Source organism: Pseudoalteromonas sp. MMG012, assembly GCF_018100875.1.
Taxonomy (GTDB): Bacteria; Pseudomonadota; Gammaproteobacteria; order Enterobacterales; family Alteromonadaceae; genus Pseudoalteromonas; species Pseudoalteromonas aurantia.
Genome location: NZ_JAGJEF010000026.1, coordinates 41,286 through 60,086, shown reverse-complemented (window position 1 = coordinate 60,086; position 18,801 = coordinate 41,286). Strand labels below are relative to the sequence as shown.

The following is an 18,801-nucleotide window of genomic DNA, read 5'->3' as shown; positions in this document are numbered from 1 at the left end:
TTTGGCTGTAGCTTAACTCTCTATTTTTGATGGCTATTAAAAATGGGAGGATTACCGTTTGAAGATATCAGATATGCAGATCAGGAAATTAAATACGCTTCGAGGACTCGCAGCACTGATTGTATTTTTTACCCACTTTAGTGATATAACGCATTGGCTTGATGGGGCATTAGGTGGAGGCTCTGGTGCATATGGTGTTATGCTGTTTTTTTACTTAGTGGTTTTTTGATGTCTTATTTGTATTTAAATAAGACTTTTACAAAGTCAAATATCCAGCACTATTTATTAGCGCGCTTTGCGCGGGTATTACCGCTATATTTTGTGGTTGTCCTTAGCGCGTATTTTCTAACTTTATCCGGTAATGATAGTTTATACAGCATACCGGACTTCAATTCGTTATTAGGCCATTTGCTCCTGGTTTATGGTGAAAGTGTATTTTGGTCAATACCCGCAGAAATTCAGTTTTATTTCATTTTTTTGATCTTTTGGTTTTTCGCGAAACAAAGAAGTGGATATATTTATGCATTTATCGTTGGGGTAATGGTTTTATTATTTCTTACCAACTTTCCAAGGTGGTATGGCGAGGTCTATGAGATCCCCTATAATTTTTTTAACGTTTTGAGATCTTTGCCTTACTTTTTCGTTGGAGTGATTTTCGGCATGCATTATCACTCCTTTAAGGTTCCAGGTTATTTAAGAAAACATGGTTTTATACTGGTTCTAGGCCTAATTCCACTAATGTATCCTGAGTTTTCATTTGTTTCCTCTGACGCAAAAAGAAGAATGTGGCTGAGCTATGAAGTTTTGTTTGTGATGAGCACGGTGTTTTTTTGTATTGTCTTTTTGGTTCCGAATAACAATATAGTGTTAGTAAATAAATTGGGGGATTTTTTGGGGAAAATATCTTACTCATTATATTTATTGCATATGCCCATTATTGTAAAAGTGAATCAATTTACATTATCGGTGGAAATGAAATTATTGGTGTCTTTAGTATTAAGTATCTGTGCGGCCTATGTATCATATCGATACTTTGAGAAACCATTGGCAATTCGAATAAGAAAGAGTATTAACCGCCCTAAAGGCAATATGGCGAGTTAAGCAGTACATTTTTATGTCGACAGCGAAGTGTGCTCCCAAGCTATGATTGCAAAAAGAGCGAGGTGTACACCTGCGCTCTTTGCATTCGTTTATCTAAGTATCTTTGTGATTCATGGATTGCTGTTGGATCAGCTTTTTCAGTTCCTTAATTTCACTATGTAGGTCTTCTATCGTGGGGATGTTTTTAGCTGATTCTTTTTCTTGACGCATTTTTGCTCGCTCATCTTCCATCACATTGACCACAATGCCGATGACCATATTTAAAAATGCGAACGCGGTAAAAAAGATGAAGGATAAATAAAATACCCAAGACATTGGATAGACTTCCATTGTTTCATACTGAATATCAGTCCAGTCTTCGAATGTCATTATTCTGAACAGCGTTAACATGGATATCGCAATATCACCCCATAGCTTAGGGTTTATTTCATTGAATATAAAACTGCCAATTGCAGCGTAAATGTAGAAAATGATGAACATCAATAAAATCACATACCCCAATTGCGGTAGTGCCTTTATCAATGAATTTATAAGAATTCTTAACTCGGGGACCACTGACACCATTCGGAGTACACGGAATACCCTGATCAATCTTGCCAGTAACGCCATTTCACTGTCGTTGATAGGGACTAGACTGATAGCCACCACGAGCGTGTCAAAAATATTCCAGCCCTTTTTGAAAAACCGCTTTTTATCGTCATCAGCAATAAAGCGGACAGAAATCTCAAAGAGAAAGAAGAGTGTGATAAAAATATCGAGTACGTGGGTGATTGAAATTGCTGTATTGGGTAGTGAAAAAGTTTTTGCGCCAATCTCTAATGCGGAAATGATGATCACAGCAACAACGGTGAGCTCAAATATTTTGTTGTTTTTTAGGTTATTCAGATTTAATTTAATAGTTTCGTACATATGCTGCCAGTTTGTTCAGTAGTATGGGTTAAACGCTGCATGATTATATCCTAGTTGAGTTGCAACAGTAGATATGATTTTTGTTAAAAGTGTTACAGGTGGTGTTTCAATATTCGGGTGGGTAAATATTTAAGACTCAAGTTATTGAGCTCATCTAACCATATTGTTAGATGAGCGTATGATGGTCGGGTGGTTTATTAAATTAAAAATCAGCCAATCTTAAGAGTGTATCGCGTGCATGCAGATAGGCACTAGGGTTGCTACGCTTTAATATGTTTAGCTCAGGCAAGGATTGCGTTATCGCTTTAGCGTTAAATGGCTCTGAGCTACCAAAGAGGACTTGGCTTTCAAATTGTGGCGCTTCGAAGTTCAGGCCTTTAAGATCATTAATACAACTGGTGTCTGGTTTTGACCATAGGTTACGGATAAAGCTTTGCATAATGTCTACGCCACAGGTATTGGCATTTTCCTTGGTACTATGTGACACAAAGATCACACCATGCTCTGTTTCTGGTAATTCAACATAGCGCTGATTACTGCTGGTAAAGGCACTTTGGACAATCGGAATATAGTAATGGGGTGTTTGTGGGTCTAAATCACCATTGAGCACCAATGTTGGCATATAGTGCTGTGTTGGCTGGTAGGCATAGGGGTCGATATAGCGATTTCCCCACATTTGTTTATCAATATGTCTTTGATAAAGAATATATTCTGGAATACATGAAATTGCATCCTTACAATATTCAAGTTTTGTATGAATATCACGCTCGTTGTAGTTGATTTCATTTTGTACGATAAGTTTCGATACGATTGGGGAAGAGTCAAATGGGTCTTTGGCAGCCAATTCAATAAACTGCTTGCCTGTACCGGTAAACATAAAGCGATGTAAGTTATTGAGTGCAATCACATCATTCGTGTTACATCGAGCTAGTCTGTGGTACATAGGAATGAGTATCTGCTCAACAGAGCGACTTAATGCAATCAAGGAGATGGCTTGCAGTTCAAAGCGTTTAAAATTTGTCGCTGGGCAGTGTTGACCTGAATAAACCTTGTTGACTAACATTTTAAGTTCATCGAGTGAGTTGAGGTTTAATTGTGAGCGACAAAAGTCATCGTTTTGGCAATATGAAAACATATCAGCGAAAATATTATTGAAGTTTTCATCCCATGAATCAAGGCCAAATTTTTCACTCGGTACAACCGAGTCTAAAATGATCCCTTGTGCGCCTGTCGGTGCGATTTGACTAAACCTTTGTGCCCACAACGTACCGTATGAAGCGCCATAAACGTAACTGGGCAGCCAATCAATCGTTTTACTTTTAGAGATCATATAATCAAGATCTTTTGCAGCAGAGGTAGTGGTAAACTTGTACAGGCCTTCACCCCATTGCTGGTGGAGCTCGTCAAAGCAGGCTTGTGAATACTCCGCGTAATCAGCGGAGGGTTGAGTTGTACACGCTAAATGTGTTGACCACCCAACACCACGATGTTCAATGACATAAAGGTCATAGTCTTGAGTGAAGTGATTAAGATTGGTTTCAAACTCTTTGACATAGAAGCTTGCAGAGGCACCAGGACCGCCTTGTAAAAACCAAATCTGACCTTGGCTATTACCTGATTTAGCGGGATATTTAGAAACGAGTACATCAATTTTCTTACCATTGGGTGCATCCCAATCTAACGGTACTTCAGCTAAGCTGCATTGGTTTCTGTCATCGTAACTTTGAAACTGGGTCGGGCAGTTGCCCCACTCAAAGTCAATATATGGGCTATAGCTCGCTGTTTCTAGTGGACTTGCCCAGGTGTTAAACGCACTTATCACGCCTAAAGTAGAGAGTACTGTTAGCAGTCGTGTCATGGTATTCCTTCCTATTCACGTTGTAATTAAGTTACCTACATATAACGGTAATTACCTCGAAAAATAACAGGAGACACCAACCGGTTGGTTACAGAATCAACTATTGAGACGTAAAAACACACACCATCGAGTAAATGTAAATATGTTTAGAATCATGGCTATAGTAAATTTCGTTGGCGTGGTCAGCATATAAGTCAACCAATGCAATAGCTTGATAATCAACTTAGAAGAATAATTTTTTTCTTACTATTTTTCTATATTCACTCGGGGTTTGTTGTAGCCGAGTTTTGAACACGCGTGTTAATAGTCCTTGTGCATTAAATCCAACCGACATTGCCACGTCTTGAATTGAAAGGTTGCTATTTGCGAGCAGCTCTTTGGCATTTTCTAGCCTTAAAACCTGTAAATAATCAGCTGCAGTTTGTCCTGTGGCTGCTTTAAAACGACGATTGAAGGTTCGATAACTCATATCAAATTGTTTGGCTACGTTGGCTAAGAGTATGTCGTTGGCGAAATTGTGTTTGAGCCAAAATTGAATAGCAGCGATTTGTTCATCGGGATGTTTATCAACGGCTCCTTCTAAATAACGTTGTTCTTCATAGGGTTTTCGAATTTCATGAGAGAAGTTTTGCTGTACGTGATTGGCTGCAGCAACACCATAGAGTTGTGAAATTAAATGCACAATGATATCAGCTAAAGCATTAAGACTGGCAACGGTGTAAATACGTTCGGACTGTGTAATGAAAAAATCAGGCTTTAAGTTTACTTGCGGATAATTCCGTTCAAATTGTGTAGCGTAATGCCAGTGGGTTGTTGCAGGGTGGTTGTTCAACAGTCCGGACTCAGCTAAAAAGCATACTCCAGTACCGACACCAATAATGGTTCCACCTTGTTGCCAAGTTAAGGCAAGTTGTATCGCAATGTCATTGTGACGCCGAAGCACTGGTCTTGGGTTACGCCAAATACTTGGCACAATGACATAATCTTGTTCAGCGAGCATATTTAAATCACCATTTGGACTGAGCTGCATCCCTAAATTATTTTCAATTGCGGTATTATATTGTGCAAGCCAATTGAGCTTCAATGGTCTAAATTTTGGCCCTAAATGCCGCTTCGCATAGGCTTCACCAGCTCGGAGCATTTCGGCAGGAAGTGTGACACTTGTGAACAACATATGTTCATATAGTGTAAAAGCGATATTTATCGGTTGTTTCATCTGGACTGACCACTTTGTTTTGGCGAGTATTGCACTTTATTTGTCTTATATTATAAAATTTTTTATTCTCTTCCAACTAGAATCAAGTCATTAGCGGTTATTAAGACAAGAATATTATGACAGCATTACCAATTATCGTAGGTATGGGCGGTATTAACGCATCAGGCCGAACATCTTTTCATCAAGGGTTCAGACGTATTGTTTTAGACAAGCTAGACCAAAAAGCGCGGCAAGAAACATTTCTAGGTTTAGCGACTTTAATGAACTTAGTTAAGTATGAAAATGAGCAACTCGTGACGTCTAACGGTGATGTCATTGTTGTTAGCGACATTGAGGCAGTACTCGGAGAGCAAATCAAAGCGGGTACATTGATCCGAAAAATAGAAAAGAATCACTTTGATGTTGATGCAACACATTGGCAGCAAAAATTGGCAATGAAAGCGAATAGTGATGATGGTCTCAGTTTTACTTGTCGTATTAAAGATTTACCAAACCCTATCCCAACATCATGGCAAGTAACTGAAGTTGATAAAAAGACCGCTAACGTAATTGTTCCCGATCAACTTGATGTTAAGCATGATAGCTATAGAGATAATCCAATTAAAGCTGCGGGTCAATTTCCTACCGGATTTGACCCTGCGATCATGTATAACAGTCGTTATCAACCTCGGGGGCTACAGGCAACTATTTTTGCGGCAACGGATGCAATTCGCTCAACAGGACTTGATTGGCAAACGGTGATGGATAGTGTTGAACCCGATAAAGTCGGTACGTATTCAGGGTCAATTGCAGGACAAATGAATGATGAGGGGTTTGGGGGCTTAGTTCGTAGTCGCATGAAAGGTGAGCGAGTAAGCACCAAGCAGTTGGCACTGGGATTAAATACGATGTCGACTGATTTTATTAATGCTTATGTTACTGGCAGCGTGGGGACAACATTTACAGCATCAGGGGCCTGTGCAACATTCTTGTATAATTTGCGTGCTGCCGTGAATGATATTCAAGCAGGACGAACGCGTGTTGCGGTTGTTGCCAGTGTTGAATGTGCGCTCACACCAGAAGTTATCGAAGGATTTGGTACGATGGGGGCGTTAGCAAATGAAGAAGGTTTGCGTAAATTAGATAACACTGACACAGTTGATCATCGTAGAACCAGTCGTCCATTTGGAGATAATTGTGGTTTTACAATTGGTGAAGGCGCACAAGTCGTTATTTTAATGGATGACGCACTGGCACTGGAACTTGGTGCTGACATTATGGGATCGGTTGTTGACGTATTTGTTAATGCTGATGGCGTAAAAAAATCGATTACTGCGCCAGGACCGGGTAACTACATTACAATGGCTAAATCGGTTGCTTTGGCAGAGCAAATTGCAGGTTCAGAAGCACTAAGAGAGCGAAGCTTTATTTTGGCTCACGGCTCAAGTACCCCGCAAAATCGTGTGACTGAGTCTTTGATTTATCACAAAGTAGCCGAAGCGTTTTCTATTAATGGTTGGAAGCTTGCGGCACCAAAAGCGTTTGTTGGCCACACAATAGCCCCTGCAAGTGGCGATCAATTAGCAATGGCGTTAGGGGTGTTTAGTCATAATATTATGCCAGGCATTACCACAATAAATAAAGTTGCAGAAGATGTGCATGCCACACATTTAGATATTCGTAATGCGCATTATGAGTGTGACCCCATGGATATTGCATTTGTCAATTCAAAAGGGTTTGGTGGAAACAATGCTACGGCAACTGTATTTTCGCCGACTTTGACTAAAAAGCTATTAAGTAAGCGATATGATGACAGTATCTGGGCACGTTATAGCGATAAAGTAATACAAACAAACACAGTGCAAGCGCAATATCAACAGGCTGCAGATCTTGGTCAATATGACCTTATTTATAAGTTTGGAAATGGAATGCTTGATGAAACAGCGCTGAAGATTGAAGCGGATAAATTAACGCTGCCAGGCTTTAGCAAGGCTGTAAAGCTCACTGTAAGTAATCAATATGGTGATTTAAAGTAACGCTTTAAATAACTATGTTAAGCAAAGCAGGGCGCTCATAATGAGCGCCTTTTTGCATGTTGAAGATCAATAATCCTACGAAATTAGCGTACTGTATGTAAAAAGTGCATGTGTTTATGGTACTGGTCTAAAATGTCATTGATAACAGCCTCTTTTGACCAACCCATTATATCGTAATCTTGCCCACCTTCGCGTAAATGCACCTCTGCACGATAATATTTATCTTCGCTATCATCATCGTCTTCTTCTATGTAGCTAGGTTTATCAGATGCCCTGCGACGCACTTCGTACTTGAAGTCAAGTTCTTCGCCCAGTAGCACTAATAAACTAATACGACCAAGTTTCTCATCTTGCTCTATTTGAGTTTCAATATTGTGTTGTTTCAATTCACTAGCGACTGAATTAACAGCGGAGAGGGCTGTATTATTAATGAACTTATTAACATTGGGCTTACTTGGGAAGTCAACGATGTTACCGAGTCGCTCTTGCCAACTTGTTGCGGTATTGCCATTGGCAGGCGTTAACTGAGCGGTGTTAAGCTGTAAACTTTCGCGTTTTGCAACATCCACTCTGAGTGCTTTAATTAAGCCCCATGTCGCGATGAGTAAAATAACAGCAAAGGGAAGGGCACTGGCGATTGTCATCGTCTGCAATGCGCCTAAGCCACCAGCAATGAGCAGTACAGCCGCAACAACGCCTTCGCCACCAGCCCAATAGATTCGCTGCCAAATTGGTGTATTGTCATTACCATTTGAACACAACATGTCTACAACCATTGAACCCGAATCAGATGAGGTCACGAAAAATATAATGACCATTAACGTTGCAACAAATGACAGTACACCCGACATAGGGAATTGTTCTAGAAATACAAAAATAGACACTGCTACGTCTTTTGAGACAGCATCGCCCAAACTGGTGACGCCTTTATTTATGATTAAATCGATGGCTGAGTTACCAAAGAAGGTCATCCACATGAGTGTGAAACCTGTAGGGATGAACAAGACACCCATAGCAAACTCACGAATAGTTCGACCACGAGATACTCGAGCAATAAAGAGCCCAACAAAGGGGGCCCATGACATCCACCAACCCCAATATAAGATTGTCCAGCCGCCTAACCACTCGGTTTTTTCATAGGCGAATAAATTAAAGGTATTGCGAACAATGTCAGCTGTATATGCCCCCACATTTTGTACAAACGCTTGTAATAGATAAATCGTTGGGCCCAATATCAGCACAAACAACAGCATGAGAACAGCTAAGCCCATATTAAGCTCTGACAAGCGACGGATCCCTTTATCTAGACCCGTGGTGACTGACAGAATGGCTAAACCAGTGACAACGGCAATTAATACGACTTGAGTTGTCAGGCCAACGGGCACATCAAACAAGTAGTTTAGGCCGGAATTCACTTGTAAGACGCCGTAACCTAAAGAAGTAGCAACACCGAATACTGTGCCGATTACCGCAAAAATATCAACAGCATGGCCAATTGGGCCATAAATCTTATCACCGATTAGGGGATAAAGTGCCGAGCGAAGTGTTAATGGTAAACCGTGGCGGTAGCTAAAAAATGCGAGGATAAGCGCAACAATGGCATAAATAGCCCATGCGTGCAGGCCCCAGTGAAAGAAGGTTATTTTCATGGCTTCTCGTGCAGCCTCAACACTGCCAGATTCCGCCACTGGCGGTGAAAGGAAGTGCATAACAGGTTCGGCAACGCCGAAAAACATCAGACCAATCCCCATACCTGCGGAAAACAGCATGGCAAACCATGTTGTGTGGCTATAATCGGGGGTTGAGTGATCTGGTCCGAGTTTTATATTACCAAACCTAGATAGGCCTAAATACGCCACGGTAATGAGAATAATGGCGACCGTAAGAACATAAAACCAGCTCGCGGTATGGACAATACTGGCTTGTAGAGATTGGAATAAGGTATCGGCGGTTTTTGGCATAAATGCCGTAAAGATGACCAGTAGAATGATCAAACCTGACGCGCAGTAGAAAACCGGTGGATTCAACTTTGCTTTGACGTCATGCTCTGACATAGTGTTCCCCATGTGTATTACTGACAGACTCTGAAGCTAAATGACAGAGTCTAAAGAAGCATAAATCTTTAAGATAAAAGGACTTATATAATAGCACAGATATTAATAAAAAATATTTGAGGGAGTAAATTGGCGCAATTTGAAATTCATAAAATAAGAGCATTGTGAAGAAATGCTCTTATTTTCGATTTAGATTAAAAGTGCTTTGCGTGAAACCTAAGGTGTTGTTCAATATAACTGGTAATAAAGAAATAGCTGTGATCATATCCATCACACATTTCTAGGTGCAGCGGGTAATTTTGATCTGCGGCTACTTTTTGTAAATGCCAAGGCTGCAATTGTTCTTCCAAAAAGTTATCACTGGTTCCTTGACTAACTAGCACCGGAATTGGTTGTTCATATTGCTTGTTTTTAATTAACAAAACCGCATCATGGTTTTGCCATTGAGCTTTATCATTCCCTAAGTAACCAGTGAACGCTTTTACACCCCAAGGGCATGCTGACGGGTGAACGATAGGGCTAAAAGCAGAAATACTACTGTAACGAGTTGTATTTTTTAGCCCTAATGTTAATGCGCCATGACCCCCCATCGAATGACCACTGATCGCACGATGTTCATTGACGGGAAAGTGGTTTTCAATGAGACTTGGGAGTTCTTTAACCACGTAATCATACATTTGGTAATGGGTATCATAAGGGACTTGTGTCGCATTGACATAAAATCCAGCACCCAAACCAAAATCGTATGCTGCATCCTTATCATCTGGCACTAAATCGCCTCTGGGGCTGGTATCTGGCGCGACAATCGCGATACCGAGCTCATTGGCAACTTTAAACGCCCCCGCTTTTTGCATAAAGTTTTCATCTGTACAGGTTAATCCTGACAACCAATATAAAACAGGGACCTGTTTACCTGAATTTACAATTTCCGGCAAAAATATAGCAAAGGTCATATCACATTGCGTTGTTTGGCTGGCGTGGCGATATCGCTTATGCCAGCCACCAACCACTTTATTGCTGGCGACTAGTTCCATAATTTATCCCTCTAAAAGTGGATGACTGAACGAATGCTCTTGCCTTCATGCATTAAATCAAAAGCATCGTTGATCCCTTCCAGCTTCATGGTATGCGTGATGAAATCATCAAGTTTGAATTCACCTGCCATATAGCGTTCAACAATTTCAGGTAACTCAGAACGACCTTTGACACCACCGAATGCGCTACCACGCCAGACACGGCCAGTGACAAGCTGGAAGGGGCGAGTTGAAATTTCTTTGCCAGCTCCAGCAACACCAATAACGACAGATTCGCCCCAACCTTTATGGCAACACTCTAGTGCTGAGCGCATTACATCAACGTTGCCGATACATTCAAATGAGAAATCAACGCCGCCATCAGTCATTTCTACAATGACTTCTTGAATCGGCTTATCGTAGTTTTTAGGGTTAATCAGATCGGTCGCACCAAGTTTGGTGGCAAGTTCAAATTTGTCTTCATTGATGTCGACACCAATGATACGTTTTGCGCCGGCCATTGTTGCACCAATGATGGCAGATAAGCCAATACCACCTAGGCCGAAAATTGCAACTGTATCACCATTTTGTACTTTGGCAGTATTCATGACCGCCCCCATCCCAGTAGTGACACCACAGCCAAGCAAACAAATTTCTTCTAGCGGTGCCTCAGGGTTGACCTTCGCTAATGAAATCTCGGGTAACACTGTAAACTCAGAGAAGGTGGATGTGCCCATGTAATGATAAATAGGTTCACCATCTTTAAAAAAGCGAGTTGTACCGTCAGGCATTAAGCCTTTACCTTGTGTTTCACGGATTTTCTGACATAAATTGGTTTTACCTGATGTACAGAATTTACATTCACCACATTCGGGTGTATATAGTGGGATGACATGGTCACCAATGGCAACACTGGTCACACCGTCCCCTATGGCCTCGACAACGCCAGCGCCTTCATGGCCTAGAATTGCTGGGAATATGCCTTCAGGGTCTTCGCCTGATAAGGTAAATGCGTCGGTGTGGCATACACCAGTAGCCATAATTTTAACTAACACTTCACCCGCTTTAGGCATCATAACATCCACTTCTTCAATACTCAGTGGCTGACCAGGGCCCCAGGCAATAGCGGCTTTAGATTTAATAAACTCTGACATAATTACTTCCATCTACTTTGATTTTGTAAACAGTATAATTACTTTATTATTTTTGATAATCTCTAATTATAAAAAATACTTTTACAGATTTGTAATAATGGATAGATGGATTGGTATTGATGAATTTGTTGCGGTGGCAACAAGCGGTTCGTTTACTCAAGCGGCTAAAGTGTTAGATACGTCTGTTGCACAAGTGAGTCGGCGGGTAAAAGAGCTGGAGCAGCAATTAGATCATCAGTTACTGACAAGAACGACTCGAAAACTGGCACTGACACAAGAAGGTGAGGTATTTTTAACCCATGCGAGACATTTGCAGCACGCATATGATGATGCCACTTTAGCATTGCGGCAAAGAGATCAACAACCAACAGGCACACTTAAATTAACAGCCCCAGTGATGTTTGGCGAACATTATATTATGCCAATAGTCCACGATTTTATGGCGATTTATCCCAAAGTAAAAGTTGAAATGCTATTGTCAAATGAGCAACTAGATTTGGTTGCGATGGGTTTTGATATTGCGATTCGCTTGGGTCACTTAAAAGATTCATGCTTAAAAGCGCGGCGACTTTCGTGGCGAAATACTTTGGTGTGCGCTTCACCCGAGTATTTAAATCGCCATGGGCAACCCCATAGTCTAAATGAGTTGGCTGAACATATGTGCTTAGTCGGTAATAGCAGCTATTGGCGTTTTTTTGATAAGAATAAAGAGCGCAATATTAAAGTGACAGGACCATTGAGCTGTAACAGTGGGTGGGCTCTGCTTGATGCGGCATGTAAAGGCTTGGGGTTAGTCCAATTACCGCATTATTACGTAGAAAAAGCTTTAGAGAATCAACAATTAATTGAAATACTTCCAAGCTTTAAGCCTAAAAGTGAAGGGATCTGGGCGGTATATCCGCCCAGACAATACATGCCAACTAGCTTACGCTTGTTGTTGGATTATTTGGTTGCGCATTTTGATGCTCAAAATCCATCGAAGATAGCGCTTGATTGAGCGCATCTTCGCGGCTATTACAAAAAGCATCGCTACCGAGCTTTTCACGAATGTTGAATCGGTGAAGGCGGTCGCAGGTCTCTTTGTTTGGTGAGAAAATAAATACTTTACAATTGGCATCTAGTGCATCTTTTATTGCATTCTCAAGCGCCAAGCTTACGGTGACATCAAGCATAGCAACATCGCTTAAATCAAGTACCATCGCCTGATATTTATTAATATCGCGATGTTGACGCGCAATGGCCTTAGAGACGCTAAATATCATGGGACCTGAGAGGTAAAAGTACAGCAGTTGCCCTTTAGCTTGTTCAAACAAGTTACGCTCTATATCGGTCATTGGCACATCGTCATCGGTATCGCTAATGGCCTTTACTTGCTCGGCTTGTACTTGGCTTAAGCGCTCGATCACCAGAATGTTGGATATAAACACGCCAAGGCCTACAGCGACTATCAAATCAACGAATACCGTTAATAACATTACACCGTACATGATGGCCATTTGCATTAGACTGAGCTTATGGGCGCGTTGAATAAAACTCCAATCTAAGATATTAAAACCGACGTACACGGCAATACCAGCAAGTACTGCCATTGGAATGGGTTCGGTTAAACTACCGGCAACGAAGACAACAGCCATTAAAATTAACGCACGAAATATTCCTGCAAGTGGAGAGCGCGCACCAACTTGCACATTAACCACGGTACCCATTGTAGCACCTGCACCAGGGAGTGCTCCAAATAATCCAGATATCATATTTGCAATACCTTGACCACGCAGCTCTTTATCTGAGTCGTGTTCGGTACGTGTTAAGCTATCGCCGATAACAGCGGTTAACAGGGTATCAATGCAGCCTAATGTACCTAAGACCAACGCATCGATGACCATTTCGGTAAATAAGTCTGCGGTAAAAGTTGGCCACACAATAGAGGGCAACCCGCTAGGAATTTCGCCAATTCTACGGATGCTGTCAGTATCAAATAAGATAATTGACACTAAAGTAATAGCAACAAGAGCAACCAACTGAGCTGGCACATATTGACGGTATTTCTGCGGTAAGTAAAACAGAATACCTAACGTTAATATGCCAAGAAATAATTCGGAGAAATGTAAGTCTAATAGTAAACTTGGTAATGCTTCAAGGGTGCCTATCACACCGCCCATTGGCGCTTTATGGCCCAATAATGGCGCTAACTGTAAAATAATTAATATGACGCCAATACCAGACATAAATCCTGAAATGACACTGTATGGCATTAATGTCACATACTTCCCCAGTTTGAGTGTACCGAGTAGTATTTGAAATGCACCGGCCATCATAACAACAGTGAACCCCATTGCTAAGCCGTTTTCAGGATAGGTGGCCATCATGGTGGTGAGGACCGCGGTCATAATAACCGTCATCGGACCTGTTGGTTCAGAGATCAGGGAAGTAGAGCCGCCAAATAGAGCAGCAAATAGGCCTACGAGGATTGCCCCCCACATACCAGCTTCGGCGCCAGCACCAGAGGCGACACCAAATGCTAATGCCAGAGGTAGAGAAATTATCGCAGTGGTAACACCACCGAATAAATCTCCCTTTAAATTCATGTGCTTAAATCGAGATAAAGACAACATTGGACTTCCATACCGCGAGATTTCACGCATTTTACACTAAATTGTTCCTTTAACTATCAGAACTTCAATATTTTTTTACAATTTGTCGCGTACCCAAGCCATATTGCTTTGTGGTAGTATCGCTTACTATTAGCCTTGAATGTAGACATAATCAACCATGTTTCAACCAGTTAGCCTATTTGTTGGGTTAAGATATGCCAAAGCAGCGAAGGGAAATGCTTTCATTTCTTTCATTTCTTTTTTTTCTATCGCAGGAATTGCGTTAGGTTTAATGTCTCTGATCACGGTTAGCTCAGTTATGAATGGTTTTGAGCAGTCGTTAAAAAGTGCAATGTTAGATCTCATTCCTCATGTGCAATTAAAAGCAGATAATGCTGAGAATGCACAAATAGAACAAGTCTTATCGCGATTAAACACACATGCAATGGTAGAGCGTGCTCAACCCTATATTACGTCTGATGTGATTTTACAAACCAACCAAGAATTAATGGGAGTTAGATTACAGGGACTATTTAGCGGATATGATAATGCAGTAAGTAAGCATATTGAATTGGGTAAATTACAAACACTCGATAAAAAAAAGTATCAATTGGTGCTGAGTCGATATTTAGCGAATAAGCTTGGCATTGGTGTCGGCGACAAGGTTCGGGTAATTTTACCCGAAGTAACCAGTTATACGCCATTAGGTCGAGTGCCGATGCAGCGTTTATTTACAGTAGCCGCTTTATATAATTCAAAAAGTGAAGCTGATATGCATTTGGCATTTTCAGATGGCAAAAGCTTGAGGCGATTGATGAGGCGAGCCGATAACAGTGACATGGATATAAGCATCACGTTAAAAGATGCATTTGCATTAGTACCTTTTTATGCTTCAGTTACGGACTTATTGAGCCGGTATGAAAAGGATGATTGGCAGACTCAGCAAGGGGCTTTGTTTGCAGCTGTTGCGATGGAAAAGCGCGTCATGTCAATGTTATTGGGCTTAATCGTCATTGTCGCAGTATTTAATATATTATCAGCGCTATCTATGATGGTTCGAGAGAAACAAGGAGAAGTTGCAATATTGCAAACGCTTGGATTTACACCCAACATGATTGGCAGAGTCTTTATGGTACAAGGCCTTTATAATGGTTTAGTAGGGACTGTAATTGGTTTGATCTTGGGACTGATAGTTGCAAGTAATATCAACGAAGTGTTGGATATTTTAGGCTTGTCTTTATTAGGTGGCGCTAAGCTTCCGGTATTATTTTCGCCAATAGGACTGATTTCAATGGCGACCGCCAGCATTGCAATGAGCTTTATTGCAACGCTATATCCTGCTAAAAAAGCAGCTAACGTATTACCCGCTGAGGTTTTGAGATATGAGTAATTTGGTAATTGAATGTAAGCAGTTGGGTAAGTCGTATCAAGATGGGAAAAATCAAGTTGAGGTTTTAAAAGGCGTTAACTTATCAGTGACACAAGGTGAAATGTTGGCAATTGTGGGCAGCTCTGGGTCTGGTAAAAGTACACTTTTACATATTCTGGGTACTTTAGATAAAGCATCAAGTGGCAACGTAAAAATTAAGGGTCAAGAAGTAGCTGCCTTATCTCGCAACAATCAAGCTGAATTTAGAAATCAATATTTAGGTTTTATTTATCAGTTTCATCATTTACTGATGGAATTTACTGCGTTAGAAAATGTGGCGATGCCGCTTCTGATCCAAGGGATAAAAAAGCAACAAGCACAACTCAGCGCAAATGAGATGCTAGATAAGGTAGGACTAGCGCACAGGGCGGATCATAAACCATCGGAACTCTCTGGTGGTGAGCGCCAACGGGTTGCGATTGCACGTGCTTTAGTGACTAAACCGGCTTTAGTATTAGCGGATGAACCCACTGGCAATTTAGACAAGCATAACGCGATGAAAATATACGAGCTTTTATCACAATTGAATCGTGAATTACAAACCAGTTTTGTGGTGGTGACGCATGATTTGGAATTAGCGGCAAAGTTAGGCCGAAGTGTACAGCTGGATGATGGAGTACTGTCAGAGGCTGCGGTTAAACCCGGAGTTAAGCATGCTTAGTCTTTATTTAAGTAAGCGGTTTCGTCAATCTAAGCGAAAAACTGGGTTTGTTAGTTTGTTAAGTAAAGCATCAACGTTAGGTGTGATGCTGGGGGTTGCGGTACTGATCATTGCATTGTCGGTTATCAACGGCTTTGAACAACAACTAGAAGAACGATTATTGTCTGTTGTGCCCCATGTTAGTTACGAAGCACCCTATGATCCCATTAATGATTGGCACGCTAAAGTTGAGTTATTAAATCAGCATCAGGCTATTTCGGCTGCGGCGCCTGAAATCAACTTAACGGCTATGGTGCAATTTAAAGGGCAACTTAAAGCCGCAAAAGTCAAAGGTGTGGAGCCGAATATTCATGCAAAGGTTTCCTCAGTATCGCGTTATATTGAGGGACGTAACTTAGATGAATTAGATGCGGGCACGCTGATTTTAGGTAGTCGTATTGCTGCGAGCTTGAATTTGACACTTGGCGATAAAGTAACGTTACTGGTCGCCAATAAACAGGCAGAGCAGCCACTTTCAGCACCAAAGCGTATTGGTGTTACGCTTATTGGCTTGGTTAAAATGGGTGGTCCAATCGATGAATCTATTGCATTGGTCAATTTGGCTGATTTACAGAGCGCATTGGGTTTGGAACCGACCCAAACAACAGGGCTAAGGGCGAAAGTACAAGACGTGTTCAATGCACATCAAATAGCCATGACTGCTGGTAGTAGCTTGCCTGATTTAGTGTATGTGAATAGCTGGTTTAGAACCCAAGGGAGCTTATATCAAGATATTCAAATGGTACGCACCATCGTTTTTTTGGTGGTATTTTTGATTATTGCAGTTGCGAGTTTTAATATTGTTTCCTCAATGGTGATGGAAGTGAAAGAAAAACAAGCAAGTATAGCGATACTTAAAACGATGGGCGCCAAAGATCGAACGATATTTGCAACATTTGCCTTACAAGGAGTTGGCTATGCAGTAATTGGTGCCCTGTTTGGCACTATCATAGGGATATTACTGGCGATTAATTTGCCTGACTTATTCAATGCCATATTCACTCAAACTGATAATAACCCGTTGGCAGGGGTCTATTTTGTTGAATTTTTACCGTCTAAATTGATTTGGTCTGATATTTTAGTCACGTTAGGAGTAACTTTTATTTTGGCATTACTGGCGAGTGTTTATCCCGCTTGGCAAGCAACTAAAACAGCACCAGCCTCTGTATTAGGCAACGGCTAAAGCGTGGATTAGGCTGAGTAGTTTACTAATAACTCAGCTGCTACGAGCTCGTATAAACACTGCCTTTGGAGGTGGTTTTCTGTCATGCGGCCTCGGGTATATGTTACGTTTTTATTGGCGCGACAATAGAATTAAAAACAAGCAGAAGAAGCTTATTTCTGACGGTATTGCTAACGAATGAATGGGAATTTTGAGTTTGCTACACTCTGTGTTCAAGCGGTTAGCGATACTGATAGGCTTGTTAGTATTTGGATTACGTGCTGATAAGTTTACTCATATACCGACAAGCTAGTAGATGGTAACGCTACTGAATAGTGCTTTGAAAGCGTGGCCTCTTTGAGCTATTTGTATGGTTATAAACCAAAAGCTACTATCCGTTTTGATGACATAAATGTCCGATACTATGATGCTGGCGATTGTGTATTTAATTTAACGCATTAATGTGAGTTAGCATAAGAACCAATAAAATGCTGCTATATGCTGAATATAACGTACTTATTATGATTTTAGCCTCGTTTTGGCTCAGGTTTTTTACTGAAAACTAGTTTTTTGGCGTATAAATATTGTCAAAAGTAAAACTCTGATAAATATATGGCACCATTTTGGTTGCAAGTAGCTAGGCAAACCCTTACATTAATGTCATTAAATTAGTATTAAGAAGTAATAATATGAGTGAACAACAGCAACCTGAGCTAACAAAAGAACAAAAACAACAAAGAGAAATTCAATGGCAAAGAGAGTGTTTTCAAAATGCCCAAAAACACCTAGCCGAAAAAGGTATTATTCCCAATGCTGTCATAGACAAAGACAGTCGTTTTTTAGCACCACTGTGTGCCGTATGGAAAATGAAAGCACAAAATGGTAAAACATATTGGGTGATCACGGGCAGGTTACCTACAGATCATGTTGAAGTAACAGCTGCGACGTCGGCACGCGCGGTGATGAAACACTTTTCATACCAATGGCAAATAAAAGCGGATTCAATAATGGCGAATGCTGGACACGATCCATCTCAAGTTGAGTTTGCAAACTTGCTAATTAGCCGTGCCCATGGCTTATATGATGTGGCCGATAATGACCAATTATGGGCTAATGAAGCATCGTAAAAGGGTCCGTTTTAAATGAAGAAATAGGGCACTTGAGCTTTTGTCTTGGGATCCCTGCTTCCATAAAAACACAACCTTGCTTTAAAAACCCATTTTCAATGAAGTTGGGCACTTCTTGCAGTATACAATTCACAAAGATATCATTTAAACCTCTCTCTTTTGCGATGTACACAAGGAAGTTAAGGAGAGAGCTGTACGCAGAGCGATTTCGATGGGCCTGTATCACTGCAATACGGCTGATCAGTCCGTCAGGACACAACCGGCCAGTGCCAACGGGTTCATGTTTTTCATCGCTGATTATTACATGTTCTGAATGTGAGTCTAACCCATCAAATTCGACTTCCATAGGCATATGGAATTCATAGACAAAGACGCGCTCTCTTATTTGCTTTAACTGTTTTTGAGTTTGTTGCCAATTGACTCTGTCGACGTGGTAATTCATGATTCCTCCGCAAAGCACAAAACCATGGCT

The 18,801-nt window shown here is 41.1% G+C and carries 16 protein-coding genes; 8 read left to right on the top strand and 8 right to left on the bottom strand.

Features of this window, described 5'->3' with window-relative positions; all coding sequences use genetic code 11:
- Positions 1-58: 58 nt before the first annotated feature.
- Together J8L97_RS23510 and J8L97_RS11035 are read left to right on the top strand one after the other, a co-directional pair.
- Entirely contained in the window at positions 59-229 is a 171-nt protein-coding gene (locus tag J8L97_RS23510; RefSeq protein WP_247688642.1) for a hypothetical protein, read from the top strand.
- Positions 229-1,101: an acyltransferase gene (locus J8L97_RS11035; protein ID WP_247688641.1), complete on the top strand. Its 873-nt coding sequence runs from the start codon at positions 229-231 to the stop codon at positions 1,099-1,101. Before J8L97_RS23510 ends, J8L97_RS11035 begins: the two co-directional genes overlap by 1 nt.
- Positions 1,102-1,194: 93 nt before the next feature.
- Here J8L97_RS11035 and J8L97_RS11030 read toward each other — a convergent pair whose 3' ends face one another.
- From J8L97_RS11030 to J8L97_RS11020, 3 genes are all read right to left on the bottom strand, one after another.
- Positions 1,195-2,010, bottom strand: coding sequence for an ion transporter (locus tag J8L97_RS11030; protein ID WP_211049685.1), 816 nt, complete (start codon positions 2,008-2,010; stop codon positions 1,195-1,197).
- A gap of 202 nt (positions 2,011-2,212) precedes the next feature.
- Positions 2,213-3,868, bottom strand: a complete 1,656-nt coding sequence (locus J8L97_RS11025; RefSeq protein WP_211049682.1) for an alpha/beta fold hydrolase — start codon at positions 3,866-3,868, stop codon at positions 2,213-2,215.
- Positions 3,869-4,091: 223 nt separating this feature from the next.
- The gene (locus tag J8L97_RS11020; protein ID WP_211049679.1) at positions 4,092-5,084 is read right to left on the bottom strand and encodes a GlxA family transcriptional regulator; all 993 of its coding nucleotides are present in this window, start codon (positions 5,082-5,084) and stop codon (positions 4,092-4,094) included.
- A gap of 116 nt (positions 5,085-5,200) precedes the next feature.
- Here J8L97_RS11020 and J8L97_RS11015 point away from each other — a divergent pair, with 116 nt between their 5' ends.
- The gene (locus tag J8L97_RS11015; RefSeq protein ID WP_211049675.1) at positions 5,201-7,099 is read left to right on the top strand and encodes a beta-ketoacyl synthase; all 1,899 of its coding nucleotides are present in this window, start codon (positions 5,201-5,203) and stop codon (positions 7,097-7,099) included.
- 83 nt (positions 7,100-7,182) lie between these two features.
- Here the strand turns inward: J8L97_RS11015 and J8L97_RS11010 are convergent, their stop codons facing one another.
- The 3 genes from J8L97_RS11010 to J8L97_RS11000 form a co-directional block, all read right to left on the bottom strand.
- A complete protein-coding gene (locus J8L97_RS11010) occupies positions 7,183-9,153 on the bottom strand; it encodes a choline BCCT transporter BetT (RefSeq protein WP_211049672.1) in 1,971 nt (656 codons plus the stop codon).
- A gap of 194 nt (positions 9,154-9,347) precedes the next feature.
- Positions 9,348-10,190: an S-formylglutathione hydrolase gene (gene fghA / locus J8L97_RS11005; protein ID WP_312037151.1), complete on the bottom strand. Its 843-nt coding sequence runs from the start codon at positions 10,188-10,190 to the stop codon at positions 9,348-9,350.
- An 8-nt stretch (positions 10,191-10,198) separates the two neighbouring features.
- Positions 10,199-11,320 carry an S-(hydroxymethyl)glutathione dehydrogenase/class III alcohol dehydrogenase gene (locus J8L97_RS11000; protein WP_211049667.1) on the bottom strand — a complete coding sequence of 374 codons (1,122 nt, stop codon included), beginning with the start codon at positions 11,318-11,320 and terminating at the stop codon, positions 10,199-10,201.
- A 97-nt stretch (positions 11,321-11,417) separates the two neighbouring features.
- Between J8L97_RS11000 and J8L97_RS10995 the strand changes: the two genes are divergently transcribed.
- Positions 11,418-12,317, top strand: a complete 900-nt coding sequence (locus tag J8L97_RS10995) for a LysR family transcriptional regulator (RefSeq protein WP_211049662.1) — start codon at positions 11,418-11,420, stop codon at positions 12,315-12,317.
- On the opposite strand, the gene J8L97_RS10990 is transcribed toward J8L97_RS10995, so the two are convergent.
- The gene (locus tag J8L97_RS10990) at positions 12,241-13,932 is read right to left on the bottom strand and encodes a SulP family inorganic anion transporter (RefSeq protein WP_211049659.1); all 1,692 of its coding nucleotides are present in this window, start codon (positions 13,930-13,932) and stop codon (positions 12,241-12,243) included. The genes J8L97_RS10995 and J8L97_RS10990 overlap by 77 nt on opposite strands.
- Positions 13,933-14,089: 157 nt before the next feature.
- Here J8L97_RS10990 and J8L97_RS10985 point away from each other — a divergent pair, with 157 nt between their 5' ends.
- The 4 genes from J8L97_RS10985 to J8L97_RS10970 all read left to right on the top strand — a co-directional run bounded on the left by J8L97_RS10985 (position 14,090) and on the right by J8L97_RS10970 (position 18,329).
- Positions 14,090-15,301 (top strand): lipoprotein-releasing ABC transporter permease subunit, encoded by a 1,212-nt coding sequence (locus J8L97_RS10985; RefSeq protein ID WP_211049656.1) that lies wholly within the window; start codon positions 14,090-14,092, stop codon positions 15,299-15,301.
- Positions 15,294-16,001: a lipoprotein-releasing ABC transporter ATP-binding protein LolD gene (lolD, locus tag J8L97_RS10980; RefSeq protein ID WP_210997168.1), complete on the top strand. Its 708-nt coding sequence runs from the start codon at positions 15,294-15,296 to the stop codon at positions 15,999-16,001. The genes J8L97_RS10985 and lolD overlap by 8 nt, the downstream gene beginning before the upstream one ends.
- The gene (locus J8L97_RS10975; RefSeq protein WP_211049654.1) at positions 15,994-17,223 is read left to right on the top strand and encodes a lipoprotein-releasing ABC transporter permease subunit; all 1,230 of its coding nucleotides are present in this window, start codon (positions 15,994-15,996) and stop codon (positions 17,221-17,223) included. Before lolD ends, J8L97_RS10975 begins: the two co-directional genes overlap by 8 nt.
- A 668-nt stretch (positions 17,224-17,891) precedes the next feature.
- Positions 17,892-18,329 carry a DUF4826 family protein gene (locus J8L97_RS10970; protein WP_192507743.1) on the top strand — a complete coding sequence of 146 codons (438 nt, stop codon included), beginning with the start codon at positions 17,892-17,894 and terminating at the stop codon, positions 18,327-18,329.
- On the opposite strand, the gene J8L97_RS10965 is transcribed toward J8L97_RS10970, so the two are convergent.
- The gene (locus J8L97_RS10965) at positions 18,313-18,771 is read right to left on the bottom strand and encodes a GNAT family N-acetyltransferase (protein ID WP_211049651.1); all 459 of its coding nucleotides are present in this window, start codon (positions 18,769-18,771) and stop codon (positions 18,313-18,315) included. The two genes, J8L97_RS10970 and J8L97_RS10965, sit on opposite strands and share 17 nt — an antisense overlap.
- Positions 18,772-18,801: the final 30 nt, after the last annotated feature.

What these genes read in the sequence shown, in the direction of transcription:
- J8L97_RS10965 (WP_211049651.1), bottom strand. Translation starts at nt 18,771, where the DNA reads ATGAATTACCACGTCGACAGAGTCAATTGGCAACAAACTCAAAAACAG.
- J8L97_RS10975 (WP_211049654.1), top strand. Translation starts at nt 15,994, where the DNA reads ATGCTTAGTCTTTATTTAAGTAAGCGGTTTCGTCAATCTAAGCGAAAA.
- J8L97_RS11015 (WP_211049675.1), top strand. Translation starts at nt 5,201, where the DNA reads ATGACAGCATTACCAATTATCGTAGGTATGGGCGGTATTAACGCATCA.
- lolD (WP_210997168.1), top strand. Translation starts at nt 15,294, where the DNA reads ATGAGTAATTTGGTAATTGAATGTAAGCAGTTGGGTAAGTCGTATCAA.
- J8L97_RS10990 (WP_211049659.1), bottom strand. Translation starts at nt 13,932, where the DNA reads ATGTTGTCTTTATCTCGATTTAAGCACATGAATTTAAAGGGAGATTTA.
- J8L97_RS11035 (WP_247688641.1), top strand. Translation starts at nt 229, where the DNA reads ATGTCTTATTTGTATTTAAATAAGACTTTTACAAAGTCAAATATCCAG.
- J8L97_RS11010 (WP_211049672.1), bottom strand. Translation starts at nt 9,153, where the DNA reads ATGTCAGAGCATGACGTCAAAGCAAAGTTGAATCCACCGGTTTTCTAC.
- J8L97_RS11020 (WP_211049679.1), bottom strand. Translation starts at nt 5,084, where the DNA reads ATGAAACAACCGATAAATATCGCTTTTACACTATATGAACATATGTTG.
- J8L97_RS11025 (WP_211049682.1), bottom strand. Translation starts at nt 3,868, where the DNA reads ATGACACGACTGCTAACAGTACTCTCTACTTTAGGCGTGATAAGTGCG.
- J8L97_RS10985 (WP_211049656.1), top strand. Translation starts at nt 14,090, where the DNA reads ATGTTTCAACCAGTTAGCCTATTTGTTGGGTTAAGATATGCCAAAGCA.
- J8L97_RS10995 (WP_211049662.1), top strand. Translation starts at nt 11,418, where the DNA reads ATGGATAGATGGATTGGTATTGATGAATTTGTTGCGGTGGCAACAAGC.
- J8L97_RS11030 (WP_211049685.1), bottom strand. Translation starts at nt 2,010, where the DNA reads ATGTACGAAACTATTAAATTAAATCTGAATAACCTAAAAAACAACAAA.
- J8L97_RS11000 (WP_211049667.1), bottom strand. Translation starts at nt 11,320, where the DNA reads ATGTCAGAGTTTATTAAATCTAAAGCCGCTATTGCCTGGGGCCCTGGT.
- J8L97_RS10970 (WP_192507743.1), top strand. Translation starts at nt 17,892, where the DNA reads ATGAGTGAACAACAGCAACCTGAGCTAACAAAAGAACAAAAACAACAA.